General features: G+C 67.4%; 11 protein-coding genes. 3 read left to right on the forward strand and 8 right to left on the reverse strand.

Annotated features, from left to right (window positions below):
• Window positions 1–17 precede the first annotated feature (17 nt).
• The 6 genes from ACFYTQ_RS26370 to ACFYTQ_RS26395 form a co-directional block, all read right to left on the reverse strand.
• Complete coding sequence (locus ACFYTQ_RS26370) at window positions 18–1100, reverse strand: LLM class flavin-dependent oxidoreductase (RefSeq protein ID WP_387366376.1); 1083 nt, start codon at window positions 1098–1100, stop codon at window positions 18–20.
• A 54-nt stretch (window positions 1101–1154) separates the two neighbouring features.
• Window positions 1155–1541, reverse strand: coding sequence for a RidA family protein (locus ACFYTQ_RS26375; protein ID WP_387366379.1), 387 nt, complete (start codon window positions 1539–1541; stop codon window positions 1155–1157).
• 23 nt (window positions 1542–1564) lie between these two features.
• Window positions 1565–2737: an LLM class flavin-dependent oxidoreductase gene (locus ACFYTQ_RS26380; RefSeq protein WP_387366382.1), complete on the reverse strand. Its 1173-nt coding sequence runs from the start codon at window positions 2735–2737 to the stop codon at window positions 1565–1567.
• 161 nt (window positions 2738–2898) lie between these two features.
• The gene (locus tag ACFYTQ_RS26385; protein ID WP_387366384.1) at window positions 2899–3411 is read right to left on the reverse strand and encodes a flavin reductase family protein; all 513 of its coding nucleotides are present in this window, start codon (window positions 3409–3411) and stop codon (window positions 2899–2901) included.
• Window positions 3412–3433: 22 nt separating this feature from the next.
• Window positions 3434–3829: a RidA family protein gene (locus ACFYTQ_RS26390; RefSeq protein ID WP_387366387.1), complete on the reverse strand. Its 396-nt coding sequence runs from the start codon at window positions 3827–3829 to the stop codon at window positions 3434–3436.
• Between the two features lie 23 nt (window positions 3830–3852).
• Complete coding sequence (locus tag ACFYTQ_RS26395; RefSeq protein WP_387366390.1) at window positions 3853–4698, reverse strand: amidohydrolase family protein; 846 nt, start codon at window positions 4696–4698, stop codon at window positions 3853–3855.
• 224 nt (window positions 4699–4922) lie between these two features.
• Here ACFYTQ_RS26395 and ACFYTQ_RS26400 point away from each other — a divergent pair, with 224 nt between their 5' ends.
• Window positions 4923–5450, forward strand: a complete 528-nt coding sequence (locus tag ACFYTQ_RS26400) for a hypothetical protein (RefSeq protein ID WP_387366393.1) — start codon at window positions 4923–4925, stop codon at window positions 5448–5450.
• Here the strand turns inward: ACFYTQ_RS26400 and ACFYTQ_RS26405 are convergent.
• Together ACFYTQ_RS26405 and ACFYTQ_RS26410 are read right to left on the reverse strand one after the other, a co-directional pair.
• Window positions 5377–7719, reverse strand: a complete 2343-nt coding sequence (locus ACFYTQ_RS26405; RefSeq protein WP_387366396.1) for a LuxR C-terminal-related transcriptional regulator — start codon at window positions 7717–7719, stop codon at window positions 5377–5379. The two genes, ACFYTQ_RS26400 and ACFYTQ_RS26405, sit on opposite strands and share 74 nt — an antisense overlap.
• Window positions 7720–7779: 60 nt before the next feature.
• Entirely contained in the window at window positions 7780–8565 is a 786-nt protein-coding gene (locus tag ACFYTQ_RS26410) for a TetR/AcrR family transcriptional regulator (RefSeq protein WP_387366399.1), read from the reverse strand.
• 419 nt (window positions 8566–8984) lie between these two features.
• On the opposite strand from ACFYTQ_RS26410, the gene ACFYTQ_RS26415 reads away from it, so the two are divergent.
• Window positions 8985–9437, forward strand: a complete 453-nt coding sequence (locus ACFYTQ_RS26415) for a MaoC/PaaZ C-terminal domain-containing protein (protein WP_387366402.1) — start codon at window positions 8985–8987, stop codon at window positions 9435–9437.
• A gap of 61 nt (window positions 9438–9498) precedes the next feature.
• Window positions 9499–11445 (forward strand): flavin-containing monooxygenase, encoded by a 1947-nt coding sequence (locus ACFYTQ_RS26420; RefSeq protein ID WP_387366405.1) that lies wholly within the window; start codon window positions 9499–9501, stop codon window positions 11443–11445.
• Window positions 11446–11480 lie beyond the last annotated feature (35 nt).

Here is an 11480-nt window from a genome sequence, read left to right on the forward strand (position 1 = left end):
GCGAGGGGTGGCGGCGGTTACGCCGAGGCGGGGACGGTGAGCGGGGTGAAACTCTTCATGCGGGGAAAGACCTCCCGGCCCATGCGTTCGATATCGCGCACGTAGTCCGGGAAGATCAGCATGTAACCGGCGACGCCGTCGATGGCGGCCCATTCGTCGAGCTGGCGGGCGATGCTCTCCGGCGATCCGGTGATGAAGTCGGTCGACATCTGCACCGCCCCTTTGCGATCCATGCTCGCCAGGATTTCCGAGGTCCCGCCCTTGGCGGTATCGGTGACCGCGCCGCTGACCATGTACTCGATGGCCGCCACGTCGGCGTGGTCGATGTAGTCCTGCAACTGCGCCTCGGCTTCCTCGTCGGTGTCTCCGATCACCACGCCGAGCGCGACATAGGGTTTGATCGTGCGGCCCGCCTCGTCCATCTGCGCGCGGAACCGGGTGACCACCTCCTCGAGCGCCTGCTGTCCGCCCCAGGCCAGCCGGAACGAGTAGTCGGCGTAGCGGGTGGTGAACTTGATGGCGTCGTCGGAGGCGCCCGCGCACACGATGTTGATGTGGCGCTCCGGTTTCGGGCCCATCCGCAGATCCTCGTACTGGAAGTACTCGCCCTGGAAGTTGGTCACGCCGTTCTCCCAGAGCTCGCGCACCACCTGGCAGTATTCGCCCGCGTACTGCCACCGGTAGTCGTTGTACTCGTAGCCCGGCCACACCTTGAGCACCTCGAGTTCGCGCGGATGCCAGCCGCCGGGCACGATGTTCAGCGAGAACCGGCCGTCGCTGATGGAGTCGATGGTCATCGCCATCCGGGCCGCGATGGCGGGATGGATGGCCAGGATGTTGACCGAGCCGATCAGCTTCATCGACGTGGTGTCCCGCGCCAGCGCGGCCATCTGGGTCATCGACTCCAGGGCGTCGTCCCAGAATCCGGTGGTGCCGCCGTGGCCGCGCAGACACGACAGCGACAGCGCGAAGGAGAAGCCGTTGCGCTCCCCGGTCTGGATGATCTCGCGCATGTGGTCATAGGTCGGTGAGTACTGCGGCGACGTCTCGGACATGATGTAGCCGTTGCGCGCGCTGGGAATGAAGATGCCGAATTCCATTGCGGGACTTCCTTTTCTGGTTCGAATCTCGCCCACGGGCGAGGGGGGTCGGGGTCAGTGGGGGCGGACGGCGATCACGTCGATCTCCACCCGGCAGCCCCCCGCGATGCCGACCACGAAGGTCGTGCGGGCGGGATACGGTCCGGGTGCGAAGATTTCGGTGTAGGTCTCCCAGAACTCCTTGCGATAGGAGTCGTCGCTCAGATAGCAGGTCGTCTTGACGACGTCGCGCAGGGTGCAGCCCGCGGCCGCGAGCAGCGCCTCGACCTCCGCCAGCGCGATCCTCGTCTCGTCGGCGATGGTGTCGGCCTCCGGTTTGCGCCGCAGCGTGTCCAGGTCGAGGGCCATACCCCCGGCGAAGACGTAGTCCTTCGTGGCCACGCCCGGGGTCATGCCGAAGTTCGGGTAGGGCAGATTCCAGGGATTGAGGTATTCGGTCACGGTGTTCGCTTCCTGTTCGAGGGTCAGCCGACGGGATCGAGGGAGGGGTCGAGCTTGCGCAACTCGGGCATGACCTCGGCCGCGAACAGTTCGAGCGAGCGGTCCACGTCCGGCGCGGCGATGCCGGGGAAGCCCATCTGCAACAGCCAGTGCTGGATGCCGTGCGAGCGGGTCAGGCGCGACATCCGCTCGGTCACGCTCTCCGGTGAGCCGATCAGCAGATGGTCGCGTTCCATGAGCAGCTCCCACGGGTCCATCTCGCGGAAGCGCGGATCGGCGGGGTCCTCGCCGGCGTCCAGCCACACGCCGATTCCCCGTACACGACAGAGGAATTCGAAGAATTCCAGGACCGCCGGCTCCGCGATACGACGCGCCTCGGCATCGGTTTTCGCGAGACAGGTCAGGCGCAGGACGCCGCAGCCCGCGCCGAGGGCGGGTGTCGCACCGGTCAGCGAGCCGACCTCGTGGCGGTAGCTGTCGAACAGGTTGCGCAGCACACCTCCGGTCGGGTACCAGGTGATCGGCCGAATTCCCTTGCGCGCCGCGCCGAGGAAGCCCTGCATCGATTCGGTGACGGCGAACAGCGGCGGCATGGGCTGCTGGAAAGGCTTGGGCGTCATGCCGAAAGCGATCAGATTGTCGTCGTCGTCGACCCAGCCCTCCGGCATCGGCGCGCCCGGCGAGTGGATGAACTTGGTGCCCGGTTCGGGGAAGGTGTAGCGCGGCCCCTGCCAGCTGAAGCGGTCCTCGGTCCAGATCTTGCGGACGATGGCCAGATTCTCGTCGAAGATCGCCTGACTGGTGTCCGACCCGTTCCAGCGGTCGGCCGCGGGATTGAGGTTCATGACCTCGATGGGCAGGATGCCACGGCCGAACGCCACATCGAGCCGCCCGTCGCTGAAGTGGTCGAGCAGCGCCAGATCCTCGGCGACGCGCAGCGGATGCCACAGCGTCAGCGACACCGCGGCCATACCGAACCGCAGCCGCTCGGTGCGCGCCGCCAGATCGGTGGCGAGCATGATCGGGTTGGGGCTGGCGTCGGTGCCGTCGACGTCGAAATGGTGCTCGCCCAACCAGATTCGGTCGAATCCGAGCCGTTCGGCCATGTCGGTGTGGCGGCGGGTCTCGAGCAGGATGTCGTGCCAGCTCTGGGTGCCCGAACGGTTGGTCAGGGCGTAGAGAAGATCCAATTCCATGGTTACTCCGAGGTGGTGGCGGATTGTTCGGTTCTCGGCGGCGGATGATCAGAATCGCCGTCCGCACCGCGGTCGCACGAGCGGGCTTTTACGTATTCGCTACGTATTCTCGACCGTACGTAGCGGTCGGGCGCGCACCGCGCGTCGCGTAATGCCTTGAGCTACAGTGGATTTCGCATTCGGTCGGCATCACGCACGGCTCCGGTGAAGAACGCGCGCCGCGCGTACGCCAGCGCGTGCCGATCACCGACATCGCCCTCGACGACCGCTCCGACGACGATCACGTGATCACCGGCGGCGACGATCCGCTCGACCCGGCACGCGGCGTACGCGGCGCAGTGATCGGTCAGGATCGGACCCCCGACCGCCCCCGCCGGCCGCGTCCAGGTGTGACCGTCGAACTTCGAATCCGATTTGACGGCGAAATCGAGGGCGACATGTTCGCGGCCGTCGGCGATGTAGTTGACCGTGAACGCGTTGCTCGCCCGCACCGCCGTCAGGGTGTTGGATCCCAGGTCGAGGCAGACCAGGACGAGCGGCGGATCCAGCGATACCGAACACACCGCCGAGACGGTGAGTCCCTGGGGGCGGCCGTCCGTCCCGGTGGCGGTGACGATCGTCGCGGGCCCCGGGGCGCACGCCATGATCTTCTTGAACAGGTGCTGGTCGATCATTTCCGCTCCTTGCCCGCGCGCGTCATCGCGAGTCCGGCCGCACGGCGACGGCCTCGATCTGAACCCGCAGATCGGAGGCGATGCCGAGGACGAAGGTGCAGCGAGCCGGGTACGGCCCGGCGCCGAAGACGCCCTTGTAGGCCGCGATGAACTCGCCGCGGTAGGACTCGTCGCGCAGGTAACAGGTCGTCTTCACCACGTCGCCGAGGCCCAGGCCGACCTCGGCCAGAATCGTGGCGATGTTCTCCAGGCAGATGCGGGTCTCCTCGGCGACGGTGCCGGCGTCGGCGCGGCGTCGCATAGTGGCCGGATCCATCGCCAGTCCGGCGGCGTAGACGAAGGTGTCCGACGCGGTTCCGGAGGAGAGCCCGCTGGCCGAATAGTCGCCCAGGGCAGCGGGATTCAGATGGTCGATCATGAGCGTCCTTCGTGCGGTCGATGTCAGTGCAGGATCAGGTCGAGCGGGCGGCGATAGAGGATGTCCTCGACCACCGCGCGCGGAATGGGCAGCGGCATCTCCAGTTCCGAGATCGCCAGGAACTGGTCGGCGGCCTCGCGGGGATCGAACGACGGGAAGTCCGAACCGAACACGAGCCGGTCGGTCACATGGCCCTCGATCGCCAGCCGCAGGCCGTTGTAGAGCTGCCAGGTCTTGATCGGCAGGGTCGACACGTCGGCGAAGACGTTGCGGTTCTTCATCATCAGTTCGACCGTCTCGTTCATCCACGGCTTACCGAAATGGGCGACGAGAATATTGGTGTCGCGGAATTCCCTGGCAACCTTGTCCAGCAGCGTCGGATAAGCGAATTCATTGCATCCGTCGGGCGCGAAGACACTCGCCTGATGGAACATCAGGAAAATTCCGAGGTCGGCGGCCGTCCGATACACCTCGTACGCTTCCTCGCAATGCGGGTGGAAGCCCTGATAGGGCGGCGACAATTTCACCCCGTGCAGTCCGTACTCGGTGACCGCGCGGCGGAGTTCGGCGGCGGCGCCCGGTTGGGTGGGATCGACGCTGCCGACCCCGATCGCGTGGTCGCGGTTGGCGTCGAGATATCCGCCCACGAAGTCGTTGGGCACCTTCATCCCGATGCGCGCCACCTGCAGACCGAGAACGAGAAACCGATCCACCCCGGAGGCCTTCATGACCCGGGTGTGCTCGTCGAGGTCGGCGGCGCCGAAGCCCGGGCGGCCCACGAGTTCGGTGCCGCGGTCGGTCCACACCGGCCCCAGATGCTCGGGCAGATACACGTGGGTGTGCCAGTCGGCGAAAGCGTGCTCGGGCATCAGCGCCGCCCGCGCGGAAATATCTGATTCATATTCTCCTCCGACAGAGTCGGTGTCCCACCGGATTCCGACCACAGTCAGAGTAAGCACGATCGGGGCCGGATTTCCGCACGAACGACGCGGAATTCGTAGTGGAATACGTACCATTACGGATGGCAGGGCACGGCCCCGAGCCGAGGATTTCGGGTAACCGGAAAATCCGTTCGTGTTCGGGAGTGATCGCCATGACGACAGATTCCAACGGCTCGGGCCACGAGCACGGCCGAGCGCGTCGCCCGGTGCGCCCGGCGGTGGTGTTGTTCGCCGTCGGCGCCGAGGGCGAACCGGGATTCGAGCGCACGACCACCCGCGACGATGTCGGCCCCCAACTCCTGGACGCCGACAACCTGCGCGACGCCGCGGTCCTTGCCCACCGGATGGGCGACGGCGCGGTGCCGATTCTGCGCATCGACACCACCGCGACCGCGGGGGGATCGGAGCTGGCCTTCTCCTCGTCTCCGCGGCTACTCGCGGGACTGATCGCGGACGCGGTGCGGGCGGGCGTCGCTCGCGGTGCGGTGATCAGAACGCCGGGCGGGGCCCGTCAGGCGGGCGAGTTGCTCGAGGCCGTCACCGAGCACCTGCGTGGCGCGGGTTTCGACGTCGCGCGTGAGGTGGCGGGATGGCAACTGCGCGCGATCACCCCGGATTGCGCATGTCGGCGACCCAGGCCGCGATCTGCGTCCGGTTGGCCAAGCCCAGCTTCGACATGATGTGGTCGACATGCTTCTCCGCGGTGCGCACGGAAATCACGAGGCGGGCGGCGATCTCGCGATTGGTGAGGCCCTGCGCGACGAGAATGCTGATCTCGTGTTCCCGCTTGGTCAACGTCTCCTGCCCGTGCTGCTCGGCGGCCTCGGCGAGGTGTTGCGGCGGACGGCGGCGATCGTCGGACTCGTTGAGCGCGAGCGCGACCGCGGCGGCGGTCGACATCCGGGCGCCGGCCGCCCAGGCGCTGCGGAAGGCGCGCTCGGTGCCGCGGCTGCGCATGGCGTTCTCGCCCTGCGCATGGAACATCCACAGGCGCGGAATGCTGTCGAGCGCCATCCCGACGGTGCGCAGCAGGGCGTCGGCGGCGCCGAGCAATCGTGCGGCCCGGTCCATCTCGCCCTCGGAGGCGACGATCCACGACATCGCCTCGAGCACCACGGCGATGCCCAGCTGGTCGTCCAGGCGCCGCTTCAGTTGCAGCGCTTCACGTTCCAGCCGCGCGGCCTCCGCGATATCGCCCTGGCGCAGCCTTTCGATGCCGTAGGCCCACAGCGAGAACGACCGCCACCACGACTCCCCGATCGTCGTCGTGGTCTGCGAACATCGACGATGCCAGTCCGCCGCCCGCTCCCCGTCCCCGGCGAGGCTCAGCGCCAGACCGACCTCGAACATCGAATGACATTCGGCCGTGCGATGACCGAGCACCGCGAACCGCCCCACCGCCTCCTCGAGCCGCTCCACCGCGACCTCGAAGTCGCTGCGGAACAACGCGAGCAGACCCCAGGTCTGATCGACGAACGCGGTCAGCAGCGCGTCACCGGTCGCCGCGGCGATCTGCCCCGCCTCCTCGAGGAGCGGAGGCACCAGATCGTGATCGCCCTGCAGAATCGCCAGCCACGCGTTCAACCGCAGTCCCCGGCCCCGCTCGACCACCGGCTCGCCCACGGCCTCGGTCAGTCGGTCGAGCCACTGCCTCGCCTCGGCCAGGAAACCGCTTGCCAGCCAATAGTTCTCGATCGAATACACCAGGCGCAGACCGGCACGGGGATCGGCGGTGAGACAGGAGTTGAGCGCGGCCCGAAGGTTCGCGTGCTCCCAGCGCAACCGTTCCAGCCACTCGGTCTGGCGCGGGCCGGACCAGTCGAGATCGGCGCGCTCGGCCAGCTCGACATACCACCGGTGGTGGCGGCGATCGAGTTCTTCCGCCTCGGCCGCGTCGAGCTTGTCCATGCCGTACTGCCGGATCGTCTCGAGCATCTGATAGCGCGGTTCGCCCGCGTCCATCACCCTGCTGACGATGGACTTGTCGACCAGCCCGGCGACCAGGTCGAGAACCGCTTCGGGCGCGATCGAACCACCGGCGCCGATCGCCTCGGCCGCGTCGAGCCCGAATCCCCCGGCGAAGACCGACAACCGGCTCCACAGCGTGCGTTCGGCGGGCGAGCACAACTCGAAGGTCCAGTCGATGCACGCCCGCAACGTCTGGTGGCGAGCCGGAGCCGACCGGCTGACCCGCGTGAGCAGCCGATAGCGATCACCCATCCGCGCCATCAGATCCCGCAGCGGCAGCACCCGCAGGCGCACGGCGGCCAATTCGATGGCCAGCGGTATGCCATCCAGCAACCGGCACAGTTCGACGACCTGCGGCTCGGTCTCCGGGGTCAGCGCGAATTCCGGGTCGACGCTCACCGCGCGGTCCAGGAACAGGGTCACCGCTTCGCTGTCCGCGGCGATCGCCCGATTGCCCGAATGTCCGTCGTCGGACACCGACAGCGGCGGCACCGGCACCGCGACCTCGCCGTCGATGTTCAGCGCCTGGCGGCTGGTCGCGAGAATCCACAGTCGCGGACACGAGCGCAGCAGCAGGCCCGCGAGCCCGGCGGCCTCCTCGATCAGGTGCTCGCAATTGTCGAGGACCATCAGCAGATGCCGGTCGCCGAGATATTCGATCAGTGTCTCCGGCTGCCAGCGCGCGGACATCTCCCGAATCCCCACCGCCGCGTTGACGGTGTGGCCCAGCAGCCCCGGATCCTGTAGGTCCGCGAGCGCGACGACGCGCACGTCCTCGTCGAACGCCCGCGAAACCTCTTTGGCCAGTTGGAAAGCCAGCCTGGTCTTTCCGACGCCGCCGGTGCCGGTCAGCGTGACCAGCCGCGCCCGCTCGAAGGCCGATCGCGCGATCGCCAGCTCCTTGCGACGGCCGATGAACCGCGTCAACTCCAGCGGCAGCTCTCCCGGCGCACCGGCGCCGCCGTGTTCGGTGTGGTTCACCACTGCCCACCAGCCTCCACTAGCCCGCGGCTCGCGTGTTTCGCTGTGCCATCGCGCCACTCAATCCTCGTCGCCGGGGTCGAGCAGACCCCGGAGCAAGATCTCCGCGTAGGTGTTTCCGATCTCGCGCGGGGCCAGCGGGCCGCCGAGGTCGAGCCACACGTGCGTCCACGCGCCCATGCCGATGATGCCGAAGGCCACCAGCCGCGGCGGGCCCACCCGGCGGAAGATTCCGTCCTTCATGCCCCGGTCGATCACATCGACGAAGCAGTGCTCGAATTCGTCGCGCTTGTGCTGGATCTCGGCGAAGACCGCACCGGACAGGAAGCGGCGTTCCTGCAGGAAGACGGTGATCTCCGACTTGTAGATCGACATCGGTTCCAGCAGCGCCTCGGCGATCAGGCGGCGCAGGGTCACGTCGGCGGGCTGATCGGTGTCGGCGAGGACGGTGCGCGCACGGCCGAGCTGATAGTTGATGAATTCGTCGTGCACCCTGCGCAGCAGATCTTCCTTGCTGTCGAAGTGGTGGTAGAAGGCGCCCTTGGTCAGGTCGGCGCCTTCGACGATGCTCTGCACCGAGGTCGCGGCGTAGCCGTTGCGTTCGAACAGGCGAACCGCGCTGGCCATCAAGGCTTTTCGAGCACCTTCCGGATCACGCACCCGTCGGCCGTCCGACTTTCCGCCCGCTGTCCGGGTTTTCGCGACCGCCTCCACGAGCGTCTCGACATCGGCGGGGTCGTAGCCGTTCTGCTCGAACAGCCGACGCGCGCTCTCGATCATCGCCTCGCGATCGGGCGCGCGTCGGCGGCCGCGCGCGCTACCTCTCGACTTCGACTCCTTGGCCACTTCTCTCTCCTCGTTACGGAGGCGCCCCGATTCGCCAGAGGCTACCTGTATACCAACGAGTCGGTAGCCGATTTGTGTCTTGGAGCGGGGCGGACTCCGGCCCGGCCAAAAACTCGCAGGTAGACGCGGGAAATTGTTTACATCATCTTCATCGGCGGGGTAGACGCACACCGGTCGGTATCCACGATCGGACCTGATCCGGGAACGGTCGGCCGAATCGCCTCCTGTCGGTTACATTCCAACTAGTATGCAGGCTTAGGCTTGCTCACGGCGTCGAATCTACGGTCTGAGCCGCACATATCAAGCTGACAGAGACGATTGAACTTCCGACTAGACGGTATTAACGTACGAACGGTGCGCAGCGGCCCGGGAGCCCCGCACTCTTCTTCCTCCCCTCCGCGCCTTCGAAAGGCTGGCCAATGACCGCGATATTCTTCGACGACCTCGCGACAGGCATGCGCTTCGACACCCCCCGCCGCACCGTGACGGAGGCGGACGTCGTCAACTTCTGCGGCGTCTCGGGAGACTTCCACGCCCTGCACACCGACGCGGAAGCCATGCGCGACAGCCCCTTCGGGCAACGCATCGCCCACGGCGCCCTGGTGCTGTCGATGGTCACCGGCCTGCGGGGGCGGCTGCCCATGTTCACCGACTCGCTGCTGGCCTTCGCCGAGATCCGGCGGTGGCGATTCCTCGCCCCCGTCTTCATCGGCGACACGATCCGCGTGTCGAACGAGGTCATCGAACTGCGCCCCACGTCGAAACCCGATCGCGGAGTGATGGTTCAGCGGGTCGACGTGTTCAACCAGCGCGACGAACTCGTGCAGGAGGGCGAGATGGTCGCCCTCCTGAAGCGAGTCGTTCCCGCATGACAGCGCGGGTCACCACGACCGCACCGGCATTCCCGCCCCAGCACCCGAAGGACACCACGACATGACCATGCCCCCGAATCCCGTTCCCGGCGCAGGCGATCTCGACCGGCTCGAACAGGCGCTCGAGTCCGCGAACATTCCCAGCCTGGTCGCGACGCTCTATCAACTCACCGGCGACGACCGGTGGCTGGCCGAGCCGTACCGGCCGCGCCGCGCACCCCAGATCGACAACAACGACAACGGCGGATTGACCGATCGGGCGCGCGCCGAGATCCGGACCGCGGCGGCGACGGCCGTGCGCGCCTGGGCCGCCGGTACCCCGGCGGCGGTGCCCGCACCCACGGGAGAGCAACTGCGACAACTGATGTCGCTGGTCGCCGGTGAGCCGGTGAGCGCGGATTTCGAGCCGATGATGGCCGCCGAACTCGGTTTTCGTCCCACGACACCGCGCCGGCCCGCGACCGTGCGGCGGCCGCTGCGCGTCGTGATCATCGGCGCGGGCGTATCCGGTCTGCTCGCGGCGCGGGCGATGCGCATCGCCGATGTCGAGCACGTCGTCTTCGAGAAGAACACCGAGGTCGGCGGAACCTGGTGGGAGAACAGATATCCCGGCTGCGGGGTCGACACCCCGAGCCAGCTGTACTCCTTCTCGTTCTACGGACGCGACTGGTCCCAGCATTTCGGCAAGCGCGACGAGGTCGCGCGCTACCTGCGCGACATGGCGGCCGAATGCGTCGATCGCTCGGCCATCCGTTTCGGATGCGAGGTCACCGCCGCCGAGTGGGACGACACCGAAAGAGTCTGGCGGATAACGGTTACCGACGCGGACGGCTCCGTGACCACGACGCGAGCCGATGCCGTGATCACCGCGACCGGCCAGCTGAACCGCCCCAAGATGCCTTCGATCCCGGGCGCCGAACGGTTCCGGGGCAGGTTGTTCCACTCCGCTCGCTGGCCCGCGGGCCTCGATCTCGCCGGGCGGCGGGTGGCGGTGGTCGGCTCCGGGGCGACGGCCATGCAGATCGTCCCGGCGATCGTCGACGACGTCGCATCGCTGACCGTCTATCAGCGTTCACCGCACTGGATTCTGCCGAGCGCGGACTACTTTCGCCCCATCGCCGCCGAAATCCACTGGCTCAACCGGCATCTGCCGTTCTATCGGCGCTGGAACCGCTTCCGGCTCGCCTGGACCTTCAACGATCGGGTGCACCCCTCGCTGCGGATCGACCCCGAGTGGGACGGCGGCGGTCGTTCCATCAACCGCGCCAACGATCGCCACCGGCAGTACTTCACCCGCTACCTCAGCGAGCAGCTGGCCGGGCGTCCGGATCTGATCGAGAAGACGCTGCCCGACTATCCCCCGTACGGCAAACGCATGCTGCTGGACAACGGATGGTTCGCGGCATTGCGCGAACCCCACGTCGAACTCGTCACCGACGGTGTCGCCGAACTCACCGAAACCGGTGTCCGGGCCACCGACGGTACCGAGCGGCCCGCCGAAATCGTCGTCATGGCAACGGGTTTCGAGGCCCGACGGCCGCTGTACCCGATCTCGGTCCGCGGCCGCGACGGTCTGCCGCTCCAGGACGTCTGGGGCGAGGAGGACGCCCGCGCCTACCTCGGCGTCACCGTTCCCGGCTTCCCCAATCTCTTCCTCACCTACGGGCCCAACAGCAATCTGGGCCACGGCGGCAGCTTCATCACCATCGCCGAATGCCAGGTCCGCTACATCGCCGACCTGGTGTGCACCATGATCGAACGCGGCATCGGCACCGTCGAATGCCGCCGCGACGTGCACGACAGGTACAACGAGCGCCTGGATCAGGCGCACGCGCGGATGATCTGGACCTACCCCGGCACCCGCAACTGGTACCGCAACGCGGCGGGGCGCGTGGTCACCAATATGCCGTGGCGCGTCGCCGACTACTGGCGGATGACCGAGCACGCGGATCTGGCCGACTTCACCACCGAGGCGCACCTGTCCGCGGTACGTACGTCGGCTACGTAGCCACGAGATTCGTAGTTCCACGCTCGTGCCGTCGA

This window comes from Nocardia sp. NPDC004068 (assembly GCF_042874315.1).
GTDB lineage: Bacteria > Actinomycetota > Actinomycetes > Mycobacteriales > Mycobacteriaceae > Nocardia.

Bases quoted from the DNA above. Each gene is read 5' to 3' on its own strand.
- ACFYTQ_RS26380 (WP_387366382.1), bottom strand. From the start codon at position 2,737: ATGGAATTGGATCTTCTCTACGCCCTGACCAACCGTTCGGGCACCCAG.
- ACFYTQ_RS26385 (WP_387366384.1), bottom strand. From the start codon at position 3,411: ATGATCGACCAGCACCTGTTCAAGAAGATCATGGCGTGCGCCCCGGGG.
- ACFYTQ_RS26415 (WP_387366402.1), top strand. From the start codon at position 8,985: ATGACCGCGATATTCTTCGACGACCTCGCGACAGGCATGCGCTTCGAC.
- ACFYTQ_RS26400 (WP_387366393.1), top strand. From the start codon at position 4,923: ATGACGACAGATTCCAACGGCTCGGGCCACGAGCACGGCCGAGCGCGT.
- ACFYTQ_RS26395 (WP_387366390.1), bottom strand. From the start codon at position 4,698: ATGCCCGAGCACGCTTTCGCCGACTGGCACACCCACGTGTATCTGCCC.
- ACFYTQ_RS26370 (WP_387366376.1), bottom strand. From the start codon at position 1,100: ATGGAATTCGGCATCTTCATTCCCAGCGCGCGCAACGGCTACATCATG.
- ACFYTQ_RS26420 (WP_387366405.1), top strand. From the start codon at position 9,499: ATGACCATGCCCCCGAATCCCGTTCCCGGCGCAGGCGATCTCGACCGG.
- ACFYTQ_RS26390 (WP_387366387.1), bottom strand. From the start codon at position 3,829: ATGATCGACCATCTGAATCCCGCTGCCCTGGGCGACTATTCGGCCAGC.